Below are 22,130 nucleotides of genomic sequence, written 5' to 3'. Positions count from 1 at the left end.
CCCGCCGAGAGGAGCAAGCTGATGGCGTCCGAGGAGGACCTCCAGGCCGTCCTGGAGGAGCTGCGCCGGCTGCGCACCCGGGTGCCCCAGCTCACCGGCGCCCTGGCGGCCGGTGCCGACGGTCTCGTCATCGCCCACGACACCCCCGGGGTCGACCCGGAGGGATTGTCCGCGCTCACCGCCGCCGCGCTCGGCGTCGCCGTACGCGTCACCGACACCACCGGGCACGGCGGCTTCCGCGAGCTGCTGGTGCGCGGCGAGCGCGGCTACGTCGCCACCTACGCGGCCGGCCGTACCGCCGTACTGACCCTGCTCGCCCAGGACCGGGTCAACGTCGGCCGGCTGCACCTGGAGGGCCGCCGGGCCGGAGCGCGCGTCGGGGAACTGCTCGACGCCGCCGAGGCAGCGGCCCGGGCCGCCCGCCCGGCCCGGAGGCCGCCGGGCGCCGTCAGCTCCGCGCTCCCGGCCCGCGCCCGCCCGACCCCCCGCACCACGAGCGCCGAAGCGCGCACCGCAACCGACAGCTGAACGATCCGAGAGGACCCACCATGGCCAACACCGAGACCGCGCTGAAAGAGGCGCTGACCTCCATCGAGGGTGCCACCGGCGTCGCGCTCGTCGACTACACCAGCGGGATGGCGCTGGGCACGATGGGCGGCAGCAAGACCTTCGACCTGAACGTGGCCGCCGCCGGCAACACCGACGTGATCCGCGCCAAGATGCGCACGATGGAGATGCTGGGCCTCAAGGGCGGCATCGAGGACATCCTCATCACCCTGTCGGACCAGTACCACCTGATCCGCCTGCTCAACAGCCGCGGCGGCAACGGCCTGTTCCTCTACCTGGTCCTCGACTCCAGCCGGGCCAACCTGGCGATGGCCCGGCACCAGCTGAGGCGGATCGAGGAGGAGCTGGAGGTCTGACGGCGGCTCACACGAGTGCCGCGGTACGGCGGCGGGCCCCGCCCGGGGCCGCGTCGCCGGCCGCGACGCCCGTACCGCGCAGGCCCCTGACGGCCTTGCCCGCCGGGCGTCCGCCGTACCGGCCGAGCCAGTCGACGCGCACCCACAGCAGCGTCTGCGCGGCTCGCTCCAGCCGGCCGAGCCACGCGGCCTTCAGCCACAGCCCGGTGCCCAGCCCGGCCAGCAGCAGGCCGCCGGCCACGGGCACGGCGAAGGCGGACCCGAGGGCGGAGGCGCCCCCCAGCAGCAGCCACCAGCGGTGGCCCCGGCGCCAGTTGCGCACGGTCACCGCCCGGTCCTGCAGGACGTCGTACTTGCCGGCGCGGGCCGCGCCGCGGGCGAGGTCGGCGTACCGGCCCCGGCGGGCGAGCACCACGCCGGCCGCGCCGAGCAGGAAGAGCGCCGCCCCGGCGAGGACGCCGATCCGGCGTCCGGTCAGTCCCTGCGGCACGGCACCGATCCCCGCGGCGACCACACCGGTCCACCAGAGCGGAGCGGCCCCCGCCCGTACGACGACGGCCACCCGGGCCAGTCCCTGTCCTCCGCGCGCCACGTCAGCCTCCCGTGTCACGTTGCAGTGAGCGCCTGTGTTCCCCAGGGAAGCTAATAGCAGAACGTGAGACGAGTCTGAGAGAGGTCGCGCGGGATTCTCACTCCACGAACAGCCCGCGTGCGGCCGCGCCCGCGTCGAACTCCTCCAGGCGGGCCTGGGCGTCCGGCAGGTCGTCGCAGACCGCCTCCAGCAGCACCCGGCCGAGCAGCATCGGCGCGCACGCGGTGTCGAAGGCCAGCCCGGTGCCGACGGCGGCGGGCAGCAGCAGGTCGGAGTACTTCGCGACGGGCGCGAACGCGGAGTCGGCGACCGTGACGACGGTCAGGCCCGCGTCCCTGGCGTAGGCGAGGGTGTCCACGACCTCGCGGGGATGCCGGGGCAGCGCGAAGCACAGCAGGGCGGTGGCACCCGCGCGGACGGCGGCGTCGATGCGGTCGTGGATCATGGTGCCGCCCTCGTGGAGCAGCCGGACGTCGGGGTGGACCTTGGCGGCGAAGTAGGCGAAGCCGTACGCCTGGGAGGCGGCGGCGCGCAGTCCGAGCACCGGCAGCGGGCGGGAGGCGGCGAGGATCCGCCCGGCCTTCTGCACCGGGCGCGGGTCGGCGAGCAGCTCGGCGAGGTGCCTGAGGTTCTCGATCTCGGCCTCGACGGCCTGCTGGTACTCGTTGTAGGCGCCGGCCCCGGTGGCCGGCTCGGCCGGCACGACCTCGCGCAGGTGCCTGCGCAGGGCCGGGTAGCCGTCGAAGCCGAGGGCGACCGCGAACCGGGTCACCGACGGCTGGCTGACCCCGGCCAGGTCGGCCAGCTCCACGCTGGACAGGAAGGGCACGTCGGCGGCCCGGCGCACCATGCTGTGCGCGATGCGGCGCTGGGTCGGCGTGAGCCGGTGGCCCTCGAAGAGGGCCTGCAACCGGTTGGCCGGGCTGTCGGTCGCACTCATGACGTACTCCCCCTCTGCGAGTCCTCGACGCCCCGGGAGAGTACAGCGCCGGGGCCCGGACACACACCGGTTGTTTATTCAGAGAGCGTGTCACTGCATACCGTTATACATCCCGCGGGGCCGGAACGGGGGCCAGCCCCAGTGCGCCACGGCCGGCCGCTCCCTAGGCTGGCCCGCATGAGCACACTCGACCCGCGAGGCACCGACCTCGGGAGGGACCTCGACGCCGCCGTGCAGGCCCGCAGGGAACTGGGCGACGACTACGACTCCGTGCTGGTCGACTCCTTCCTGGAGAAGGTCGAACAGCGGATCGACGACGTGGTGGACCGCCGGGTGCGGCGCCGGCTGGCCGAGCAGGACATGGCGGCGGCACGCGGCACCCGGCGGCCGAAACCGGCCGACTCCTGGGCCGAGCGCTACGGCTTCGCCCTGATCACGCTGGTCCTGGCGATTCCGCTGTCCGCGATCGCCGCCGCCTTCGCAGGGCTGTCGGGAATGGTCGTCACCTGGCTCGGCATCGTCGGCGTCAACGCGGTGCAGGCGGTCCGGCTGAACCCCGGGCTCTTCCCCGCCCGTAACGGGTCCACCGAGGACGACTGACCGACCCGGCCGATGCCGGGGACGACCGACCGGCCCGGCCGATGCCGGTGACCCGCGCGTCGGACCCGGGGGCCATGCCGGCGACCCGCGTCCACGGACCCGGCAGCCGTGCGCGGACCGGAGACGGCCGGGGGACTCGCGGTGCCCGGCAGCGGGGCGACCCCGCGGAAGACTTTCGCGGGGACCGCCGCACCCCCGTTTCCGGGGGGCGGGACGACGGCGGTCCCCGCGCTGGACGCGGGCCGGGTCAGGCCGGTCACCCGCGTCCGTGGCGTCCAGGGAGGTCCGGGAGCCGCTCCGGAGGTCCAAGGCGCCGTTCGGCGCCGGCCTGGGCGGGAAGCCATCTCCCCGGGCGCGAAGCCCGGGAGGTGCTCCCACCGCCCCTGCCGACACCGACCACTGTGCCGGGCCCGTGTTAAGCGGGTGCTGCGCGCACATGACACGCGCGTACCACTTCCGCGAACCCCGTCCCCCGGCGCTCGCGGCGCCCCCGGGCCGGGCGCCGCGGTCCGCTACTTGCCGCCGCCCTTGGCCAGGAAGGCCAGGAGGTCCTGCCGGCTGATCACACCGGTCGGCTTGCCCTCGACGAGGACGATCGCCGCGTCCGCCGCGCCGAGCACCGACATCAGGTCGCCGACCGGCTCGCCGGAGCCGACCTGGGGCAGCGGCGCCGACATGTGCTTCTCCAGCGGGTCCTCCAGCGACGCGCGCTGGCTGAACAGGGCGTCCAGCAGCTCCCGTTCCACGACCGAGCCGACGACCTCGGCGGCCATGACGTCCGGGTGCCCGGCGCCCGGCTTGACGACCGGCATCTGCGAGACGCCGTACTCGCGCAGCACCTCGATGGCCTGGCCGACGGTCTCCTCCGGGTGCATGTGCACCAGGGACGGGATGGTGCCGCCCGCCTTGTCACTGAGGACGTCGGCGACGCGGGCGCTCGGGCCCTCGTCCTCCAGGAAGCCGTAGTCGGCCATCCACTCGTCGTTGAAGATCTTGCTGAGGTAGCCACGGCCGCTGTCCGGCAGCAGGACGACCACGACGTCGTCCGGGCCGAGCCGCTCGGCGACCTCCAGCGCGGCGACGACGGCCATGCCGCAGGAGCCGCCCACCAGCAGACCCTCCTCCTTGGCCAGCCGGCGGGTCATCTGGAAGGAGTCCTTGTCGGAGACGGCGACGATCTCGTCCGCGACGGTGCGGTCGTAGGCGGTCGGCCAGAAGTCCTCACCGACGCCCTCGACGAGGTACGGCCGCCCGGAGCCGCCGGAGTACACGGAGCCCTCGGGGTCGGCGCCGATCACCTTGACCGCGCCCTGGCTGGCCTCCTTCAGGTACCGCCCGGTGCCGGAGATGGTGCCGCCGGTGCCGACGCCCGCGACGAAGTGGGTGATCTTCCCCTCGGTCTGCTCCCACAGCTCGGGGCCGGTCGAGTGATAGTGCGAGAGCGGGTTGTTGGGGTTGGAGTACTGGTCGGGCTTCCACGCGCCCGGCGTCTCACGGACGAGCCGGTCGGAGACGTTGTAGTACGAGTCCGGGTGCTCCGGAGCCACGGCGGTCGGGCACACCACGACCTCGGCGCCGTACGCGCGCAACACGTTGATCTTGTCGGTGCTCACCTTGTCGGGGCACACGAAGATGCACTTGTACCCCTTCTGCTGCGCGACGATGGCCAGCCCGACGCCGGTGTTCCCACTGGTCGGCTCGACGATCGTGCCACCCGGCTTCAGTTCCCCGCTCTGCTCGGCGGCTTCGATCATGCGCAGGGCGATGCGGTCCTTCACGGAGCCGCCCGGGTTGAAGTACTCCACCTTGGCCAGGACGGTCGCCTGGATGCCCTTGGTGACGCTGTTGAGCCTCAGCAGCGGGGTGTTGCCGACGAGGCTGATCATCGAGTCGTGGAATCGCACCGTTGTCTCCGGTTGCTTGCGCAAAATGTGGTCGTAAGTGGTGCCGCCAGCCTAAGGCCCCGGGGAGAACCGGGGCGGTCGTTCACTCCCCGTCGAGATTGGCGGACGGTCCGTACGGGGCAAGGAGTGGGTGTACGGCTACGAGGAGGTGGCGGCGACGCATGACGAGCATGTCCAGGGCGAGAGTGGCCCGGCGCATCGCGGCCGGAGCGGCGTACGGCGGGGGCGGGGTCGGGCTGGTCGGCGCCGCGGTCGTCGGCCTGGTGCTGACGGAGCTGCGGCTCGCCCGGCGCCACGTGGGCAACGGCAGCAGCGGCCGGGTGCCGACGGCCGACGGGGTGTACGGCCACGGGTACGACATCCCCGGTGAACCTCATCTCCGTCTGACCATGCTCGGCGACTCCACGGCCGCGGGGCAGGGCGTGCACCGGTCGGGCCAGACCCCGGGGGCGCTGCTGGCGTCCGGCCTGGCGGCGGTGGCGGAACGCCCGGTGGAGCTGCGGAACGTGGCGCTGCCCGGGGCCCGGTCCGACGACCTCGACCGCCAGGTGGCTCTGGTGCTCTCGTCCGCGTTCCCGGTCCCGGACGTCTGCGTGATCATGATCGGGGCGAACGACGTGACCCACCGGATGCCGCCGACCCGCTCGGTACGGCACCTGTCGGCGGCGGTACGACGGCTGCGCACGGCCGGCGCCGAGGTCGTGGTCGGCACCTGTCCCGACCTCGGCACGATCGAGCCCGTGCAGCAGCCGCTGCGCTGGCTGGCCCGGCGGGCGTCCCGGCAGCTCGCGGCGGCGCAGACCATCGGGGCGGTGGAGCAGGGCGGACGCACGGTGTCGCTGGGCGACCTGCTCGGCCCGGAGTTCGAGGCGAACCCGCGGGAGCTGTTCGGGCCGGACAACTACCACCCGTCGGCGGAGGGGTACGCGACGGCCGCCATGGCGGTGCTGCCGACGGTGTGCGCGGCGCTGGGCCTGTGGCCGGCGGACGAGGAACGGCCGGACGCGTCGCGGCGCGAGGGGTTCCTGCCCGTCGCCCGGGCGGCGGCCGAGGCCGCGTCGGAGGCCGGTACGGAGGTCACGGCGGCGATGCCGACGGGGCCCCGGGGCCCGTGGGCGCTGCTCAAGCGGAGGCGGCGGCGCCGGGTGCCGGAAGCCGAACCGGCCCGGCCCTCGGCCTGACCGGTGTACGCCCGCCGTGCCGGGCGGGCGTACACCGGTCAGGCCCGTCGCGGCGGGCGGGCCGACCTCGCCAAGCAAGCGCTTAGACAATTGCGGTCAGTGTCACACCGCAACAACGGTGACCTGGGCCATACGGACGGGTAACTTCCCAACCGGCCCTGCCCGATCCCAGTCCAACTGGAGCCGTGATGCCCGAAGCCGTCATCGTCTCGACCGCCCGCTCCCCCATCGGCCGCGCGAACAAGGGCTCCCTGAAGGACCTGCGCCCCGACGACCTGACCGCCACGATCATCCAGGCGGCCCTCGCCAAGGTCCCCGAGCTGAACCCCGAGGACATCGACGACCTGATGCTCGGCTGCGGCCTCCCCGGCGGTGAACAGGGCCACAACCTCGGCCGCGTCGTCGCCGTGCAGATGGGCATGGACCACCTGCCGGGCTGTACGGTCACCCGCTACTGCTCCTCCTCCCTCCAGACCTCCCGCATGGCGCTGCACGCCATCAAGGCCGGCGAGGGCGACGTCTTCATCTCGGCCGGTGTCGAGACGGTCTCCCGCTACGTCCACGGCAGCTCCGACATGCCGGGCACCCACAACCCGCTGTTCGCCGAGGCCGAGGCCCGTACCGCCGAGGTCGCCCAGCAGGAGGGCAGCACCTGGCACGACCCGCGCGAGGACGGCCTGCTGCCCGACCCGTACATCGCGATGGGCCAGACCGCCGAAAACCTGGCCCGCTCCAAGGGCATCAGCCGCCAGGAGATGGACGAGTTCGGCGTCCGCTCGCAGAACCTCGCCGAGGAAGCCGTCAAGAACGGCTTCTGGGAGCGCGAGATCACCCCGGTGACCCTCCCCGACGGCACGGTCGTCAGCAAGGACGACGGTCCGCGCGCGGGCGTCACCCTGGAGGGCGTGTCGGGCCTCAAGCCGGTGTTCCGTCCCGACGGCCTGGTCACCGCCGCCAACTGCTGCCCGCTCAACGACGGCGCCGCCGCGCTCGTCATCATGTCCGACACCAAGGCGCGCGAGCTGGGCCTGACCCCGCTCGCCCGGATCGTGTCCACCGGTGTCTCCGGCCTGTCCCCCGAGATCATGGGCCTCGGTCCCGTCGAGGCGAGCCGGCAGGCGCTGCGCCGCGCCGGTCTCACCATCGACGACATCGACCTCGTCGAGATCAACGAGGCCTTCGCCGCCCAGGTGATCCCCTCCTACCAGGACCTCGGCATCGACCTCGACAAGCTGAACGTCAACGGCGGCGCCATCGCCGTCGGCCACCCGTTCGGCATGACCGGCGCCCGCATCACCGGCACGCTGATCAACTCCCTCCAGTGGCACGACAAGCAGTTCGGCCTGGAGACGATGTGCGTCGGCGGCGGCCAGGGCATGGCGATGGTCATCGAGCGCCTCAGCTGACACACCGTCCGTAGCGGGACGAGCACGTCCCGTCGCACAGGGGCCCGGAACCGAGGAGACACCTAGGTTCTGGGCCTTTCCGTGATCCAATCTCCCCCATGATGTGACCTATCTCGCTCACCGGAACAATCACCGCAGGTCAGAGCGGGTCAGCAGACTGCACACCCGCGCCACCCAGCCAAGTTTCTGTCCCTTTCGTGACGTTACGCACTGACAGCTCGATAGTCCGCCCTTCAAGCTGATGTAGGAAGTCGGGGGGACGAGTCTGAACCGGGAGTACGTCAGTGAGCGCAATGCCGATCGCCCTGCTGCTCACCACGGCCGCCACGGGCGCCGTGGGCGTCGCCGTCCTGCGCACCGTGCTGAAGCTGCGCCGCCAGCTCACGGAGCTCCAGCGGCAGCTGGCCGGGAACCAGGCGGCCGGCGCGCGCGCCCTGCTGCCGAACGCCCGCACCAGCGCGGACGCCGACCAGATACGCGCGGCGGTGGCCGAGGCGCTCGCCGAGGAGCGGGAGCGGGAGCTGGCCGAGGCACGCGCCTTCTGGGCGGCACAGGAGACCCGTGACGTCTCCGACGCCCCCTCGCTGCTGGGCCTGCCCGAGATGGACCTGTTCCTGCCCCGGCAGGCCGACTTCCTCGGACTGGAGCCGCTGGAGCCGGTGTCCGAGCCGACCGTGGACGCCGACGAGTTCGGCGGGGAGTCGCCGGAGCTGGCCGCGGCCCGACGCCGCCACCCCTCGCACCCCGACTTCGTCCCCGTGCAGTCCCCGGCGGTCAACGACCACGAGCGCACGGTGACAGCCCTGGAGCAGCTGGCCGCCGACCGCGTGGCCCTGTCCGACGTCCGCCCCGGCCCGCTCGGCACGCTGGACGTCTACGTCTTCGCCGACGGCACCACGCTGTGCATGACCCCGGGCCACCGCGAGACGGCCGAACGTCTGGCGGCGGCCCTGGAAGCGGGCGAGGCCCCGTACCTCCTGGGCGGCTCGGGCATCTCCGGCGCGTACACCCTGACGTTCGCGTGCGGCGAGGACATGCTCTACATCCTGGCCGACCGGGTCATCGCCTCCCTCTGACGCCGGCTCAGACCCCGGCCCGCTGCCGGGCCTCCTCCACCAGCCGCACCGCCTCGGCGACCTGTTCGTCGCTCTCCACCACGACCGCCAGGTCGTGCGCGGCCACGAGGATCTGGTCGGCGGCGGCGAACATCCCCGCATCCGGCATCTCCCGGGTCTCGGCGCCCGGCTCCTCCAGCTGCTGGGCCCGCCGGGACAGCTCCCGGGCCGCGGCCAGCGCCTCGGCGGCGGCCCCCCGTTGCAGCCGGCTCTGCGGAGCGGCCCGCAAGCGGTCGGCGAAATGATCCACTGCTCGGCTCAAGGGCGTCGTATCAACCACCCGCCGAGCGTAACGCGCCGCACTGTTGCCAATACGCGGACGCTCGGGCACGGTGACGGGAAGGACCGGCTCACATCCCCTTTGCCTTCGGAGGCGCCGATGTCCCACGTCTTGTCCGAAGAGACCCACCGCAACATACTCGCCCGCATTCCCCACTGCACCGGCCGCGAGGTCTCCGACTGGCTGCGCACCGTCGAAGAAGGCCCCGCCCTGTTCCGCTTCGAGGAGAAGGTCAGCTGGCTCCGGCACGAGTACGACCTCGCGTACGGCCACGCGAAGGCGCTCGTGCACGAGTACGACCTGAGGAGGGCGGCCCGCAAGCTGCTCTAGGCCCTCTCGTTCGGATCATGCCGGGCTCGCGGGTTCCGGCACCGCGCCTCGCCGCGTTGTCGTCGGTTGCCATGGCTCCGCCATGGCGCCCTCCTCCGCCGTGCGATGCACGGCACCAGAACCCGCTCCCTGATCCGGCCTGATCCGAACGAAAGACCCTAGCCGGCGCCGCCGCACCGGCGAAGTGGACGACGAAGGGCCCCGGAACATGTCCGGGGCCCTTCGCCTACGACCGTCGGGGCCGCTAGTCGTTGCTGCTGAAGATCGCCACCAGGCGCAGCATCTCCACGTAGATCCACACCAGGGTCATGGTGAGGCCGAACGCGGCGAGCCAGGACTCGCTGCGCGGGGCGCCGTAGGCGATGCCGTCCTCGATCTGCTTGAAGTCGAGGGTCAGGAAGAACGCGCCGAGCAGGATCGCGATGATGCCGACGATCGCACCGAGCGGGCCGAGGCTGCGCAGACCGCCGTCGGCGGCGACACCGAACGCCACCAGCAGCAGGTTGACCGCCATGACCACCATGAAGGCGATCGCGATGGCGATGCCGATGCGGGCGTAGCGGGCGGTGACGCGGATCCAGCCGGCCTTGTAGACCAGCAGGGTCGCGGCCGACACCGCCATGGTGCCGAGCACCGCCTGGAAGGGGGCGCCGCTCCAGCGGCTGTTGTACATCTCGCTGATGACGCCGAGGAACACGCCTTCGAACGCGGCGTACCCGAGGATCAGCGCGGGCGACGGGGTGCGCTTGAAGCTCTGGACCATGGCCAGGACGAACGCGATCAGCGCGGAGCCGACGGCCAGGCCGTAGCTGGTGCCGGAGACCGGCAGCAGCGCCCAGGCGAGGACGGCGCCGACGGCGACCGTGCCGAGCGTGAGGGCCGAACGGACGACGACGTCGTCCATGGTCATCCGGTCGGTGGTGACCGGGGCCTGCGGCGGGGCGCCGTGCTGGACGTCGGTCTGCGCGTACGGGTTCTGCGCGTACGGGTTGCCCTGTGCGTAGGGGGAGCCCTGTGCGTACCCGGCCTGCGGTGCGGTGTTGAAGCCGGCGTAGCCGTTGTCGCGGCTGAACCCCCGTCGCGAGAAGACCGGGTTACTGCTCCTCATTTCACTCCTCCATGGCTGCCGTGCGCAGCCTTGGCTCAAGAGTAATGGATTGGCAAAGGATCGACCATGATACTTGAGGAGGATCTTTCCCCTGCCGTGCTTCCCCACACGCTACGCGCAGGACCGGTTCCCGGCCACGGACGATGACATTCCCTGACGAAGCCGCCGCCCGATCGAAAGGAAACCCGGTGTACGCCTCGGCGAGGTCGGCCTCGGCCGCCCGCGGGGACGCGACCCGCTCCAGATGGGCCGGCTGGAGGCGGAGGCCCGCCCTTCTCGAACCGGAGTGCGACGAGGTCCTTGCGTATCTCCGTCTGCGCGTGGACGGTCACGGACCGCCCCCGGTGAGCGGGGAAGCCGACGCGGTGGCGGCGCCGGCCGGAGCGCGGCGTGCCGCAGCCCCGCCCGCTCCGTCCCACCACCGCATGGGCGCGGATACGAGAAAACGGCCCCGGGGGGCCGTTCCCGTCGCTCGGCCGTGCTTGAAGGAAGGTGCCCGGAGCCGGACTTGAACCGGCACGCCCGCGAAGGGGCAGCGAGGTTTAAGCTCGCCGTGTCTGCTTTCCACCATCCGGGCAGGCCATGGGCTCCGCTTCGATTGACCGAGCCTATCGGCACCCGTCCCCCGGACAGCGGAGTATCGGACCGATGTTGTCTTATTTTATTGGCGCCTGAGGGTGCATCAGCCCAGGGAATGCGCCGTCCGCGCGTGCCAACAGCCTGACCTGACGTCCGTGCGCCTGTACGCGAAATGACGGAATTTCACCGTCCGAACGAGGGTGGCCCACCTGTTCTCGACAAGCGGGGGCAGTTCGGCACGGCCGGCCCGCTCTCTCGGGGTCGGCCGTCCTCCCCAGGTATGACACGGCGGCCTCCCGTCCACCCCGAGTCGCCCTTCGGAACCGGAACTGCGACTGACTACAGGCCCGCTCCGCGCCACGACGATGGACAGGTCCCCTCGCACACATGTCGTCCCGACAGGAGCACCGCCCCCGTGACCACCACACCCACCGCCGGCCGGACCACCGCCGTGGCCGCACGCGCCACGGAGCTGTCGAAGATCTACGGGCAGGGTGAGACCCGTGTCGTCGCCCTGGACCAGGTCTCCGTCGGCTTCCGTCAGGCCGAGTTCACCGCGATCATGGGCCCGTCCGGCTCCGGCAAGTCCACGCTGATGCACTGCGTGGCCGGTCTGGACACCTTCTCCTCCGGGTCGGTGCGCATCGGCGACACCGAGCTGGGCTCCCTGAAGGACAAGCAGCTCACCAAGCTGCGCCGGGACAAGATCGGCTTCATCTTCCAGGCGTTCAACCTGCTGCCGACACTGACCGCCCTGGAGAACATCACCCTTCCGATGGACATCGCCGGGCGGAAGCCGGACAAGGCGTGGCTGGACCGGGTCATCCAGATGGTGGGGCTGTCCGAGCGGCTGAGCCACCGGCCGTCCCAGCTCTCCGGCGGCCAGCAGCAGCGCGTGGCCGTCGCCCGGGCCCTCGCCTCCCGGCCCGAGATCATCTTCGGGGACGAGCCGACCGGCAACCTGGACTCGCGCGCCGGCTCCGAGGTCCTCGGCTTCCTGCGCAACTCCGTGCGCGAGCTGGGCCAGACGGTGGTGATGGTGACCCACGACCCGGTGGCCGCCGCGTACGCCGACCGCGTGATCTTCCTGGCCGACGGGCGGATCGTCGACGAGATGTACGACCCGACCGCCGACAGCGTGCTCGACCTCATGCGCAGTTTCCCCGGGGGCGGCGCCCGGACCGCCGAGTCCGACGCGAAGGGCCGTACCCGCTGATGTTCCGCACCGCCCTGCGCAACGTCCTCGCGCACAAGGCCCGGCTCCTGATGACCGTGCTCGCCGTCCTGCTCGGCGTGGCGTTCGTGTCCGGGACGCTGGTCTTCACCGACACCGTCTCCGACGCCTACCAGAGGAGTTCCGCCAAGGGCTTCGACCAGGTCGACGTCGCCGTACAGCCCGTCTACCAGGACTCCAGGGGCGACAAGGTCGGCAGGACCCCCGAACTGACCCGGGCCCTGCTCGACAAGGCGGCCCACGTCCCCGGGGCCGCCTGCGCCACCGGTGTCGTCAACGGTTTCACCGCCCTCGCCGGCAAGGACGGCAAGCTCGTCGGCGGGGACTGGCAGTCCGCCGGCGGTAACTACTGGGGCACCGAGGACCCCCGCTATCCGCTGGTGAGCGGCCGGGCGCCGCACGGCAGGGGTGAGGTGCTGATCGACTCCGCGACCGCGAAGCGGACCGGCTACGCGGTCGGTGACCGGGTGCGCCTGTCCGTCGACGGCCCGGTCCTCAGCCCGGTCGTCAGCGGCATCTTCACCACCGACGACGGCAACGTGGCCGCGGGCGGCAGCCTCGCCCTGTTCGACACCCCGACCGCGCAGGCGCTGTTCGGCAAGAAGGGCACGTACGACGAGATCGACGTGCGGGCCGCGGCCGGCACGAGCCAGCGGGCGCTCAAGGCCACGCTGGACCGGGCCCTGCCCGCCCACCTGGTGGAGACCACGACGGGCCGGCAGCTCGCCGACGACCAGGCCCGGGCCATCTCCGAGTCGATGAGCGGTCTGCGGCAGATGCTGCTGGTGTTCGCCGGCATCGCCCTGTTCGTCGGCACGTTCATCATCGCCAACACCTTCACCATGCTGGTCGCCCAGCGCACCCGGGAACTGGCCCTGATGCGCGCGGTCGGCGCCTCCCGCCGCCAGGTCACCCGCTCGGTGCTCGCCGAGGCGTTCGCGGTCGGCGCGGTCGCCGGCGTGGCCGGTCTGGCCGCCGGTGTCGGCATCGGCGCGGGCCTGCGCGCGCTGCTCGGCTCGTTCGGTGCGAGCGTGCCCGACGGGCCGCTGGTGGTCCGCCCCGGCACGGTGGTGGCCGCCCTCGCGGTCGGCGTCCTCGTCACCGTGCTGGCCGCCTGGCTGCCCGGCCGCCGGGCCGCGAAGATCCCGCCGGTGGCCGCGATGAACAGCGTGCACGCCAAGGCCACCACCAAGTCGCTGGTGCTGCGCAACACGCTGGGCGCGCTGTGCGCCGGGGCCGGTGTCGCGGTGGTCCTCGTGGCGACGTCGATGGACGCGGACGCGGCGCAGGGACCGATGGGTGTGGGCGCCGTCCTGCTGATCCTCGGCGTGTTCGTCCTGACCCCGCTGCTGTCCCGCCCGCTGATCGCGGCCGCCGCCCCGGTCCTGCGCGTCTTCGGGGTGGCGGGCAAGCTGGCCCGCCAGAACTCGGTGCGCAACCCGCGCCGTACCGCCGCCACCGCCTCCGCGCTGATGATCGGCCTGACCCTGATCACCGGCATGACGGTGATGGCGGGCAGCCTCCAGAGGTCGATCGACAAGATGGCCGGCGCGGCGATCCGCGCGGACTACGTCGTCTCGATGGCCAACCGCGGTCCGCTCTCCCCCGATGTGGCGCGCAAGCTTGCCGCGGCCGACGGGGTGACCGCCAGCAGCCCGCTGCGCAACGGCGAGTCCCGGATCGACGGCGACACGGAGTTCCTGACCGGCGTCGACGGCGCGGCCATCGGCAGGCTGACCGACCTGAAGGTGACCGACGGTTCCTTCACCGTGGGCGGCACGCGGGTCGTCGTGGACGAGGACGCGGCCGATCTCCACGGCTGGCGGGCCGGTTCCCGGTTCACCGCGCACTTCGAGGACGGCGGGACGCGGCGGCTGACGGTCGCCGGAGTCTACGAGGGCAACGACCTGCTCAGCGGGATCATCCTGGACGACAAGGTCCTCACCCCGCACCTGGCCGACCCGGCCGACATGCAGGTCATGGTCAGGACCGCGGACGGCGCGTCCGACGCGGCCAAGGACCGGCTGGAGAGGGTCCTCGGCTCCAACCCGGCGATCAGGGTTCAGGACAAGCAGGACATCTCGAATGAGATCGCTAAGACGTTCACGCTCATGCTGAACATGGTCTACGGCCTGCTCGCCATGGCGGTGATCGTCGCCGTGCTCGGCGTCGTCAACACGCTGGCCATGTCGGTCTTCGAGCGGGCGCAGGAGATCGGCATGCTCCGCGCGATCGGCCTGGACCGCCGGGCGGTCAAGCGGATGGTCCGCCTGGAGTCCCTGGTGATCTCCCTGTTCGGCGGGGTACTGGGCATCGGGCTGGGCCTCTTCTTCGGCTGGGCGGCGGGCGAGCTGCTGGGCACGAAGATGCCGACGTACGAACTGGTCCTGCCCTGGGGGCGGATGGCGGTGTTCCTGCTGCTGGCGGGGGTGGTCGGCGTGCTGGCGGCGCTGTGGCCGGCCCGCCGGGCGGCCCGGCTGAACATGCTGGCGGCCATCAAGGCCGAGTAGCCGTACGGCGACGGGCCCCGCTCCCGCGGTGGCGGAGCGGGGCCTTTCGTCGTCTCAGGTGTTCCAGGTACGGGTGCGCAGCGGCAGGCCGGAGGCGCCGGACTCGGGGGTGCGGACGGCCAGGACCTGGTTGACGCCGATGCGGTTGTGTTCGAAGGCGAGCGCGCAGGCGGCCATGTACAGCTGCCAGACGCGGGCCCGGCCGAAGCCGGTGAGCCCGACCGCGTGGTCCCAGCCGGCCTCCAGGTTGGCGACCCAGTGGCGCAGGGTGCGGGCGTAGTGCTCGCGGATGGACTCCACGTCCCGGACCTCGAAGCCGGCCCGTTCCAACTGGGTGACGGTCATGCCGAGGGGGGCGAGTTCGCCGTCGGGGAAGACGTAGGCGTCGATGAACGCGTCCGGCTGGTACGTCGACTCGTCCCGCTGCGGCCGGCGGGCGATCTGGTGGTTGAGCAGCCGTCCGCCGGGCCTCAGCAGCGCGTACAGCTGGCGTGCGTACTCCAGGTACCGTTCGGCGCCGACGTGTTCGGCCATGCCGATGGAGGAGATCGCGTCGAAGGGCCCGTCCACGACGTCCCGGTAGTCCTGGACCCGGATCTCCACCCGGTCGGTCAGCCCTTCGTCCGCGACGCGCTTACGGGCGTACGCCGCCTGCTCCTGCGACAGGGTGACCCCGACGACGCTCACCCCGTGTTCGCGGGCCGCGTGGACGGCCATGGAGCCCCAGCCGCAGCCGACGTCCAGCAGCCGCTGACCCGCCTTCAGCCCGAGTTTGACCGAGACCAGTTCGAGCTTGTCGCGCTGGGCGGACTCCAGGGTGGCGCCGCTCGCGTCGGCCTCCCAGTACGCGCAGGAGTACACCATCGAGGGGCCGAGGACCAGCTCGTAGAAGTCGTTGCCGACGTCGTAGTGGTGGCTGATGGCGCGCCGGTCGGTGCGCCGGGTGTGCAGGCCCCGGCGTGGTCTGCGGACCTCCTCGCGCGGCGGGGCGGGCGGGACGGGCGGACCGGCCAGCCTCAGCAGGTCACGGGCGGCGGCCCGCACGGCGGGGTCGCGTACGGCCTCGACCAGGCCACGGGCGTCCTCCCCGCGCTCCCAGACGAGACCCGAGATCGCGTCGAGCGCGGTGTACAGGTCGCCCTCGATGTCCAGGTCGCCGGAGACCCAGGCACGGGCCAGGCCCAGTTCGCCCGGTTTGAACAGCATGCGGCGCAGGGCGCGACGGTTGCGGACCACGAGCGCCGGGGCGTCCGGCGGCCCGGCCTGTGAGCCGTCCCAGGCCCGTACCCGTAACGGGAGCGGGGCTCCCAGCATCTGCTCGGCAAGACTCGTCAGCCGCGACGCGGCGTCGGCCATGGCGCACACCTCCGTGAGGGGAAATCGGCCCGTACCGTCTGCATCCGTCCCTGGAAACGATCGCGTACCCCGGTGTCATTCCCCTTCGTAAGCCCTCGCCGACACGCGGGCCGGCGGATTGTGCGCGCCGAGCCGTCACCGGTCAAGCCCCGAATTTCCCCGGCATGACCCGGGTGCGCGGGGTGCGCCCTAATGGATGCACGGCCCCCACCCATCCCCGCAGAACAGGAAGTGCAGCCTCATGACCCGTTCCTCCACGTACCAGCGCCTCGCCCTGCTCGCCGCCTCCACCACGGTGATCACCGGAGTCGCACTGCTGCCCACCAGCGCCTTCGCCGCGCCGCCGGCTCCGCACACCACCGCCTTCGCCATGGACGGCTCCGGTGCCGGTGCCGGTGCCGGTGCCGGTGCCGGCAGCGTCGACGCCGGCGGCACCGGCTCGGTGGGCCGGTGGACCGAGACCACCGACGAGGAGAGCGGGATATCCGCCCAGCTGCCCGGGGAGCCGGATACCCAGCGGCTCGCCGACGAGGACGGGCGCGCACACCAGGTGCAGACCGCCTACGGAGCCATCGGCTTCTCCGTCTTCGACGGGGACGACTTCGACCTCCCGGGCACCCTGAAGGAGAACCTGGACGCCTACAACCAGGACTCCCGGTCCCCCGACGACGTCCTTCACAGTGACAACGTCCAGGAGGGCACCACGGACGACGGGAGCCCCACCCTGGACGCGGACCTCACCGCCGCCGACGGCACCCTCGGCCACGTCACCTACACGGTCGTAAAGGGCCATCTGCTCGAGCTGTACGTGTTGGGCACCCAGGACAAGGTGGACGCCATGCAGGCCGACTACAACCAGCTCATGGACAGCGTGCGGCTGTCCGGCGACGGCACGGCGCCCTCGGGTGGCGACACGGCGTCGCCCGGCGACGGCACGGCGCCCTCGGATGGCGGCATGGCACCGTCCGGCGACGACACCCAGTACACCTGACCGCACAGCGTCCCGGGGCCCGGTCCGACGGCGGACCGGGCCCCGGCGGCTGTCACAGGCGGCCGCGCATGACGGACAGGGCGTTCAGCGCCTCCTCGCGGTTCTGGCCCGGGGAGGCGTCACGCAGGATGGTCACCTGGAGCAGGAACTGTCCGGTGCGGCCGGTCGCGGTCGTGTAGTACCAGTCCGCCTTCCGCCCGTCCCTGTCGACGGTCAGGTGGCCCTCCTCGGCCGACACCGCGTCGTCGAAGCCCTTCACCGTCGAGATGTCCACCTCGTGGATGTCCTCCCAGCGCGCCTTGCTCCCGGTGTCCGCCTCCCTCCCGCACCGCTGCGCGTCCGCCCGGAACCGGGCGGCATCGGCCTGCGCGAAGCCGGCGTTGCGGTAGACCATGACCGTCGACGTGGCGTATTCCGTCAGGTCCTTCTTGCGGACGTTGCGGTCCAGGTAGCCCAGCATGTTGACCCCGGGCTGCCGCACCACCTTGCAGCTGTCGTCGGCGACGAGTACCACCTTGTCGTCGTCCTCGTAGGGATCGTCCCGGACGGCGTCGGGCCCCCAGTCCGCCGGCGCCAGCGTCACCCGGCGGGTGATGTCCCGGGCCTGAGCGGGGGTGGTGGCGGACGGCGTGCCCCTGTCGCCGTGACGCGTCAGCACCAGCGCGGCCACCGCGGCGACGACGACCGCCACCGCCGCGCCGACCAGCACGCCGGACCTGCGCCACCAGGGGCGCCGCGGCGGCGGCAGGGTGACGGTGGGCGGGCCCAGGGGGCCGGAGGGCGGGCCGGGGGGCGGGCCCGGAGGCGGTTGGATGCTCACCTGCGTCGTGTACCACCCGGTGCCCCCGCCGACATGGTGGTGAGCGCGGAGATCACCTGACTGACGGGGAAAACCGTCTGCCCGGCCGCCCGCCCAGACCCGAAGGATCCGCCCGGGCACGCCGAAGGGGCCGCCCGCACCACGGATGGCAGGCGGCCCCTTCGGGCTGTACGGGGTGATCCCGAGGTCAGGAGGCCTTGGCCTTCTCCTCGGTCTTGGCGGCGGCGACCGGCGCCGGCTTGGCGGCCTCGTAGAACTCCTCGCGCGGGTTCTCCATGGCGCCCAGGGAGACGACCTCGCGCTTGAGGAACATGCCGAGGGTCCAGTCGGCGAAGACGCGGATCTTGCGGTTCCAGGTCGGCATCGCCAGACCGTGGTAGCCACGGTGCATGTACCAGGCGAGGCGGCCCTTGAGCTTGATCTTCATCTTGCCCATGACGATCATCGCCACGCCCTTGTGCAGGCCGAGACCGGCGACCGCACCCTTGTTGGCGTGCTCGTACTCCTTCTGCGGGAAGCCCCGCATACCGGAGATCACGTTGTCACCGAGGACGCGGGCCTGGCGCAGCGCGTGCTGGGCGTTCGGCGGGCACCAGGCGTTCTCGTTGCCCGCCTTGCGGCCGACGAGGTCCGGGACCTGGGCGTTGTCACCGGCGGCCCAGATGTAGTTCGTGCCCTTGACCTGGAGCGTGGGCTCGCAGTCGACGTGGCCGCGGGGGCCGAGGGGCAGGCCGAAGCGGGCGAGGGCCGGGTTCGGCTTGACGCCGGCGGTCCAGACGATGGTGTTGGAGTCGACCTCGAGGCCGTTCTTCAGCACCACGTGGCCGTCGACGCAGGAGTCCATCGAGGTGGAGAGGTAGATCTCCACGCCGCGGCTCTCCAGGTGCTCCTTGCCGTACTGGCCGAGCTTGGGGCCGACCTCGGGGAGGATCTTGTCGGCGGCGTCGACGAGGACGAAGCGCATGTCCTCGCGCGACACGTTCTTGTAGTACTTGGCCGCGTCCCGGGCCATGTCCTCGACCTCGCCGATGGTCTCCGCGCCCGCGAAGCCGCCGCCGATGAAGACGAAGGTGAGCGCCTTGCGGCGGATCTCCTCGTCGTCGGTCGAGTCGGCCTTGTCCAGCTGCTCCAGGACGTGGTTGCGCAGGCCGATGGATTCCTCGATGCCCTTCATGCCGATGCCCTGCTCGGCGAGGCCGGGGATCGGGAAGGTGCGGGAGACCGCGCCCATCGCGATGACCAGGTAGTCGAACGGCAGCTCGTACGCCTCGCCCACGAGCGGGGCGATCGTGGCGACCTTGCGGTCCTGGTCGATGGTGGTGACCCGGCCGGTGAGGACCTCCGCCTTCGGCAGCACGCGTCGCAGCGGGACGACGACGTGCCGAGGGGAGATGCTGCCGGCGGCGGCTTCGGGGAGGAAGGGCTGGTAGGTCATGTACGACCGGGGGTCGACGACCGTGACGGTCGCCTCGCCGTAGCGCATCTTCTTGAGGATGCGCCGAGCTGCGTACAGGCCTACGTACCCACCGCCTACTACGAGGATCCTGGGACGCTCCGTGGTGCTCATGCCATCGAGTATCCACCCGCTGCCGGGGGGTCGCTCGTGCGCCCCTTCACAAGCTCCGACGGGGCCTGTGTTAAACTCCGCGGCCCGCGTGACGCAGGTCATGCGGGTACGGGGGAACCGAGGAACGGCCGGCGCCGTTGTCAATGCCGCGTGAGCTGCCTCTCCGGGGCGACGCGGCGGCCGTGAGGGCCGCGTGACACCCCCGGGACGCATCCCTCAGGGGCACCCTCACGCCTCTCATCTGAACATGTTCAAACGACCTTTGGGGCCCCGGAAGGGCCTATGGACCCCTGTCGGGGATCCGACGTGAGGGATTTCCTTGTGAAGAACTTCACGAACCTTCTCGCGCACCTACGACAGAGGGCCCCCCGCGGGGCCCCCGAAGCCGCTCAAACGTTATCCAGCCTGCTCAGCAGATGGCTACCGTTCGGTAATAAAAGAGAGCTACGCCACCGACCACGCGGTGCCCGTCGAGGACCGCCCACGAACGCGACTCGCTCCGGTGGCAGCCGTGGTTCCGGTCTCGGACTTCGAAGCGCTGCCGTGCGCTCCTGACCGCACCGACCGCGCTCGGAGATGCCCCGTACCGACGGGCACCGACCTCAACGCGCCTCGTCCGCCGCGTAATGAGCGATGCCGTCGAGGATGTCGTGCTCACTCACCACGACCTCCTCGGCGCCGATCCGCTCCATGATCGCGAGCAGGACGAGGGCGCCCGCGCCGATGACGTCGACCCGGCCCGGGTGCATGGACGGGATCGCGGCGCGCTCGGCGTGCGTGGCGTGCAGCAGCCACTCGGTGATCTCGCGGACGCGGTCGTGGGAGACCCGGGAGTGGTGGATGCGCGCGGAGTCGTACGCGGGCAGCTCCTGGGCGATCGCGGACACCGTCGTGACGGATCCGGCCAGGCCCACCAGGGTGCGCGCCTCGCGCAGCGGGACCGTCCGCTCCGCGAGGTCCAGGGCGGCCTCGATGTCGGCCCTCATGGCGGCGATCTGCCGCTCGGTGGGCGGGTCGGCGACCTGGCCGTCGTGCACCAGGTGGCGCTCGGTCATCCGCACGCAGCCCACGTCCACGGACCGCGCCGCGCGTACCCGGTCGTCGCCGACGACGAACTCGGTGGAACCGCCGCCGATGTCCACCACCAGGTAGGGCCGGGCCAGGTCGTCGCGGCCCCGCAGTTCCCTCGTCGCTCCCGTGAAGGAGAACTCGGCCTCCTGGGCGCCGGTGATGACCTCCGGCTCGACCCCGAGGATGTCCACGACACCCCGGACGAAGTCCGCCCGGTTCTCGGCGTCCCGGGAGGCGGAGGTGGCGACGAAGCGGACGCGCTCGGCCCCGTGCTCCTTGATGACGTCCGCGTACTCGCGGCAGGCGGCGAAGGTGCGCTCCAGCGCCTCGGGGGCGAGCCGGCCGGTGCGGTCGACCCCCTGGCCGAGCCGCACGATCGTCATACGGCGGTCCAGTTCGACCAGTTCGGCCGCCGGGGCCGCGCCGAGGGCGCCGTCGGTGGCCCCGGTGGCGTCGGCGACCAGCAGACGGATGGAGTTGGTGCCGCAGTCGATGGCGGCGACGCGGGTCACTTCTCGTCCCCCTCGGTGTCGTCGAGCGTCACGCAGGCGCCCTTGCGCCACCACTCCGGCAGCATCGCCAGGGCCTCGTCGCCCAGCGGGTTCACGCCCGGGCCGGCGGCCAGGGAGTGGGCGACGAGCACGTGCAGGCACTTGACCCGGTCCGGCATGCCGCCCGCGCTCGGGAAGCCCTGGAGGATCTCGATCTCGTCCCGGCGCCGGATGTAGTCCTCGTGCGCGGCCCGGTAGGCGGCGGCCAGTTCGGGGTCGCGCTGGAGCCGCTCCGTCATCTCCTTCATGACGCCGTTCGCCTCCAGCGTGCCGATGACGGAGGACGCCTTCGGGCACGTCAGGTAGTACAGCGTCGGGAAGGGGGTGCCGTCGGGCAGGCGCGGTGCCGTCTCCACGACGTCCGGCTGTCCGCAGGGGCAGCGGTGCGCGATGGCCCTCAGGCCCCGCGGGGGGCGGCCCAGCTGCTGCTTGAAGGCCTCGACGTCCGCGTCGGTGGGCTCGGTGCGCGGAGTGGGCGGCGGAGGGGTTTCCATGACTGCTTTCAGGGTGGCTTTCTCGTCGATGTGCCGGTCTTGACGCCGGCTCACTGGTCGGAGGCGTCGGACTTGTCGACCCCGTCCCAGACGTTCGCGTACCAGGGCCGGTGGGCGGCCCTAAGGTCGGCGCGGGACTGCTTGGCCGCGCCCGGGTCGATGACGACGTACCCGGTCTCGCCGGGCATCACATAGTGCAGCCGGCGGCGGATCTGCTGCTCGGCGTAGGCGTCGTCCTGCCAGCGGGCCTTGAGGTCGCGCAGCTGTTCGACGCGCTCGCGGGCCTGCTGCTGCCGCCGCTGGACGTCGTCGATCTCCGCGCGCTGGGAGACGTACTGCCGCATCGGATAGGCGAGGGCGACGACCAGCGAGCACAGCACGAGCGCCAGCAGGGCCGCGCGTCCGGTGAGCCGGGAGCGGCGGGCCTGCCGTTTCGTCTGGGAACGGTAGACCCGGGCCGCCGTCTGCTCGCCGAGCAGCCGCAGCCTGGTCGCGGTGGAGAACCGGTCACGGTCCTTCACGGCCATTGTTTCCCGCCTCCCGTCACACGCGCGTACGTCCCCGGACACGGTACGGGA

The 22,130-nt window shown here is 72.0% G+C and carries 21 protein-coding genes, 1 tRNA gene and 1 pseudogene; 10 read left to right on the top strand and 13 right to left on the bottom strand.

The window, feature by feature from the left end; translation table 11 throughout:
* The first annotated feature begins 21 nt into the window (after positions 1-21).
* Both ACF1BE_RS13135 and ACF1BE_RS13130 read left to right on the top strand, forming a co-directional pair.
* Positions 22-528 carry a roadblock/LC7 domain-containing protein gene (locus tag ACF1BE_RS13135; protein WP_392199082.1) on the top strand — a complete coding sequence of 169 codons (507 nt, stop codon included), beginning with the start codon at positions 22-24 and terminating at the stop codon, positions 526-528.
* A gap of 20 nt (positions 529-548) precedes the next feature.
* A complete protein-coding gene (locus ACF1BE_RS13130) occupies positions 549-923 on the top strand; it encodes a hypothetical protein (RefSeq protein ID WP_392199081.1) in 375 nt (124 codons plus the stop codon).
* A 7-nt stretch (positions 924-930) separates the two neighbouring features.
* On the opposite strand, the gene ACF1BE_RS13125 is transcribed toward ACF1BE_RS13130, so the two are convergent.
* Positions 931-1,515 (bottom strand): hypothetical protein, encoded by a 585-nt coding sequence (locus tag ACF1BE_RS13125; protein ID WP_392199080.1) that lies wholly within the window; start codon positions 1,513-1,515, stop codon positions 931-933.
* Positions 1,516-1,612: 97 nt separating this feature from the next.
* Complete coding sequence (locus tag ACF1BE_RS13120; protein ID WP_392199079.1) at positions 1,613-2,455, bottom strand: MurR/RpiR family transcriptional regulator; 843 nt, start codon at positions 2,453-2,455, stop codon at positions 1,613-1,615.
* 177 nt (positions 2,456-2,632) lie between these two features.
* Here ACF1BE_RS13120 and ACF1BE_RS13115 point away from each other — a divergent pair, with 177 nt between their 5' ends.
* The gene (locus tag ACF1BE_RS13115; protein ID WP_392199078.1) at positions 2,633-3,055 is read left to right on the top strand and encodes a hypothetical protein; all 423 of its coding nucleotides are present in this window, start codon (positions 2,633-2,635) and stop codon (positions 3,053-3,055) included.
* A gap of 512 nt (positions 3,056-3,567) precedes the next feature.
* Here the strand turns inward: ACF1BE_RS13115 and ACF1BE_RS13110 are convergent.
* Entirely contained in the window at positions 3,568-4,959 is a 1,392-nt protein-coding gene (locus ACF1BE_RS13110) for a cystathionine beta-synthase (protein WP_361986836.1), read from the bottom strand.
* A gap of 161 nt (positions 4,960-5,120) precedes the next feature.
* On the opposite strand from ACF1BE_RS13110, the gene ACF1BE_RS13105 reads away from it, so the two are divergent.
* The 3 genes from ACF1BE_RS13105 (at position 5,121) to ACF1BE_RS13095 (ending at position 8,622) form a co-directional block, all read left to right on the top strand.
* Positions 5,121-6,140: an SGNH/GDSL hydrolase family protein gene (locus tag ACF1BE_RS13105; protein WP_392199077.1), complete on the top strand. Its 1,020-nt coding sequence runs from the start codon at positions 5,121-5,123 to the stop codon at positions 6,138-6,140.
* A gap of 188 nt (positions 6,141-6,328) precedes the next feature.
* A complete protein-coding gene (locus ACF1BE_RS13100; protein WP_392199076.1) occupies positions 6,329-7,546 on the top strand; it encodes an acetyl-CoA C-acetyltransferase in 1,218 nt (405 codons plus the stop codon).
* Positions 7,547-7,839: 293 nt separating this feature from the next.
* Entirely contained in the window at positions 7,840-8,622 is a 783-nt protein-coding gene (locus ACF1BE_RS13095) for a hypothetical protein (RefSeq protein ID WP_392199141.1), read from the top strand.
* 7 nt (positions 8,623-8,629) lie between these two features.
* Here ACF1BE_RS13095 and ACF1BE_RS13090 read toward each other — a convergent pair whose 3' ends face one another.
* On the bottom strand, positions 8,630-8,941 hold the full coding sequence (locus ACF1BE_RS13090) for a hypothetical protein (RefSeq protein WP_392199075.1): 312 nt from the start codon (positions 8,939-8,941) through the stop codon (positions 8,630-8,632).
* Between the two features lie 99 nt (positions 8,942-9,040).
* Between ACF1BE_RS13090 and ACF1BE_RS13085 the strand changes: the two genes are divergently transcribed.
* Positions 9,041-9,271 (top strand): DUF4287 domain-containing protein, encoded by a 231-nt coding sequence (locus tag ACF1BE_RS13085; RefSeq protein ID WP_356817497.1) that lies wholly within the window; start codon positions 9,041-9,043, stop codon positions 9,269-9,271.
* 244 nt (positions 9,272-9,515) lie between these two features.
* Here the strand turns inward: ACF1BE_RS13085 and ACF1BE_RS13080 are convergent, their stop codons facing one another.
* The 3 genes and pseudogenes from ACF1BE_RS13080 to ACF1BE_RS13070 all read right to left on the bottom strand — a co-directional run bounded on the left by ACF1BE_RS13080 (position 9,516) and on the right by ACF1BE_RS13070 (position 10,956).
* Positions 9,516-10,379, bottom strand: a complete 864-nt coding sequence (locus ACF1BE_RS13080; protein WP_392199074.1) for a Bax inhibitor-1/YccA family protein — start codon at positions 10,377-10,379, stop codon at positions 9,516-9,518.
* Between the two features lie 263 nt (positions 10,380-10,642).
* Positions 10,643-10,765, bottom strand: a pseudogene (locus ACF1BE_RS13075) (4-hydroxybenzoate 3-monooxygenase); the annotation flags it as partial.
* Between the two features lie 107 nt (positions 10,766-10,872).
* A tRNA-Leu gene (locus tag ACF1BE_RS13070) sits at positions 10,873-10,956 on the bottom strand.
* A 417-nt stretch (positions 10,957-11,373) separates the two neighbouring features.
* Between ACF1BE_RS13070 and ACF1BE_RS13065 the strand changes: the two genes are divergently transcribed.
* Both ACF1BE_RS13065 and ACF1BE_RS13060 read left to right on the top strand, forming a co-directional pair.
* Positions 11,374-12,174 carry an ABC transporter ATP-binding protein gene (locus ACF1BE_RS13065; protein WP_392199073.1) on the top strand — a complete coding sequence of 267 codons (801 nt, stop codon included), beginning with the start codon at positions 11,374-11,376 and terminating at the stop codon, positions 12,172-12,174.
* On the top strand, positions 12,174-14,702 hold the full coding sequence (locus tag ACF1BE_RS13060; RefSeq protein WP_392199072.1) for an ABC transporter permease: 2,529 nt from the start codon (positions 12,174-12,176) through the stop codon (positions 14,700-14,702). The genes ACF1BE_RS13065 and ACF1BE_RS13060 overlap by 1 nt, the downstream gene beginning before the upstream one ends.
* Positions 14,703-14,756: 54 nt before the next feature.
* On the opposite strand, the gene ACF1BE_RS13055 is transcribed toward ACF1BE_RS13060, so the two are convergent.
* Positions 14,757-16,058, bottom strand: a complete 1,302-nt coding sequence (locus ACF1BE_RS13055; RefSeq protein ID WP_392199071.1) for a class I SAM-dependent methyltransferase — start codon at positions 16,056-16,058, stop codon at positions 14,757-14,759.
* Between the two features lie 241 nt (positions 16,059-16,299).
* Here ACF1BE_RS13055 and ACF1BE_RS13050 point away from each other — a divergent pair, with 241 nt between their 5' ends.
* Positions 16,300-17,049: a hypothetical protein gene (locus ACF1BE_RS13050; RefSeq protein WP_392199070.1), complete on the top strand. Its 750-nt coding sequence runs from the start codon at positions 16,300-16,302 to the stop codon at positions 17,047-17,049.
* Between the two features lie 52 nt (positions 17,050-17,101).
* Here ACF1BE_RS13050 and ACF1BE_RS13045 read toward each other — a convergent pair whose 3' ends face one another.
* The 5 genes from ACF1BE_RS13045 to ACF1BE_RS13025 all read right to left on the bottom strand — a co-directional run bounded on the left by ACF1BE_RS13045 (position 17,102) and on the right by ACF1BE_RS13025 (position 22,079).
* A complete protein-coding gene (locus tag ACF1BE_RS13045; RefSeq protein WP_392199069.1) occupies positions 17,102-17,869 on the bottom strand; it encodes a hypothetical protein in 768 nt (255 codons plus the stop codon).
* A gap of 187 nt (positions 17,870-18,056) precedes the next feature.
* A complete protein-coding gene (locus ACF1BE_RS13040; protein WP_392199068.1) occupies positions 18,057-19,436 on the bottom strand; it encodes an NAD(P)/FAD-dependent oxidoreductase in 1,380 nt (459 codons plus the stop codon).
* Between the two features lie 602 nt (positions 19,437-20,038).
* Complete coding sequence (locus ACF1BE_RS13035) at positions 20,039-21,019, bottom strand: exopolyphosphatase (RefSeq protein WP_392199067.1); 981 nt, start codon at positions 21,017-21,019, stop codon at positions 20,039-20,041.
* Positions 21,016-21,552, bottom strand: a complete 537-nt coding sequence (locus ACF1BE_RS13030; RefSeq protein WP_392199066.1) for a DUF501 domain-containing protein — start codon at positions 21,550-21,552, stop codon at positions 21,016-21,018. Before ACF1BE_RS13030 ends, ACF1BE_RS13035 begins: the two co-directional genes overlap by 4 nt.
* Positions 21,553-21,602: 50 nt before the next feature.
* On the bottom strand, positions 21,603-22,079 hold the full coding sequence (locus ACF1BE_RS13025; RefSeq protein WP_392199065.1) for a septum formation initiator family protein: 477 nt from the start codon (positions 22,077-22,079) through the stop codon (positions 21,603-21,605).
* Positions 22,080-22,130 lie beyond the last annotated feature (51 nt).

It is taken from the genome of Streptomyces sp. NPDC014991 (genome assembly GCF_043080665.1).
In the GTDB taxonomy this organism is placed as follows: domain Bacteria; phylum Actinomycetota; class Actinomycetes; order Streptomycetales; family Streptomycetaceae; genus Streptomyces.
This window is presented reverse-complemented; position numbering and strand designations above follow the sequence as displayed.

Excerpts from the sequence above, each read along its gene's own strand:
- ACF1BE_RS13050 (WP_392199070.1), top strand. The coding sequence starts at position 16,300 with ATGACCCGTTCCTCCACGTACCAGCGCCTCGCCCTGCTCGCCGCCTCC.
- ACF1BE_RS13105 (WP_392199077.1), top strand. The coding sequence starts at position 5,121 with ATGACGAGCATGTCCAGGGCGAGAGTGGCCCGGCGCATCGCGGCCGGA.
- ACF1BE_RS13025 (WP_392199065.1), bottom strand. The coding sequence starts at position 22,079 with ATGGCCGTGAAGGACCGTGACCGGTTCTCCACCGCGACCAGGCTGCGG.
- ACF1BE_RS13030 (WP_392199066.1), bottom strand. The coding sequence starts at position 21,552 with ATGGAAACCCCTCCGCCGCCCACTCCGCGCACCGAGCCCACCGACGCG.
- ACF1BE_RS13095 (WP_392199141.1), top strand. The coding sequence starts at position 7,840 with ATGCCGATCGCCCTGCTGCTCACCACGGCCGCCACGGGCGCCGTGGGC.
- ACF1BE_RS13130 (WP_392199081.1), top strand. The coding sequence starts at position 549 with ATGGCCAACACCGAGACCGCGCTGAAAGAGGCGCTGACCTCCATCGAG.
- ACF1BE_RS13135 (WP_392199082.1), top strand. The coding sequence starts at position 22 with ATGGCGTCCGAGGAGGACCTCCAGGCCGTCCTGGAGGAGCTGCGCCGG.
- ACF1BE_RS13080 (WP_392199074.1), bottom strand. The coding sequence starts at position 10,379 with ATGAGGAGCAGTAACCCGGTCTTCTCGCGACGGGGGTTCAGCCGCGAC.
- ACF1BE_RS13055 (WP_392199071.1), bottom strand. The coding sequence starts at position 16,058 with ATGGCCGACGCCGCGTCGCGGCTGACGAGTCTTGCCGAGCAGATGCTG.
- ACF1BE_RS13085 (WP_356817497.1), top strand. The coding sequence starts at position 9,041 with ATGTCCCACGTCTTGTCCGAAGAGACCCACCGCAACATACTCGCCCGC.
- ACF1BE_RS13100 (WP_392199076.1), top strand. The coding sequence starts at position 6,329 with ATGCCCGAAGCCGTCATCGTCTCGACCGCCCGCTCCCCCATCGGCCGC.
- ACF1BE_RS13115 (WP_392199078.1), top strand. The coding sequence starts at position 2,633 with ATGAGCACACTCGACCCGCGAGGCACCGACCTCGGGAGGGACCTCGAC.
- ACF1BE_RS13040 (WP_392199068.1), bottom strand. The coding sequence starts at position 19,436 with ATGAGCACCACGGAGCGTCCCAGGATCCTCGTAGTAGGCGGTGGGTAC.
- ACF1BE_RS13120 (WP_392199079.1), bottom strand. The coding sequence starts at position 2,455 with ATGAGTGCGACCGACAGCCCGGCCAACCGGTTGCAGGCCCTCTTCGAG.
- ACF1BE_RS13060 (WP_392199072.1), top strand. The coding sequence starts at position 12,174 with ATGTTCCGCACCGCCCTGCGCAACGTCCTCGCGCACAAGGCCCGGCTC.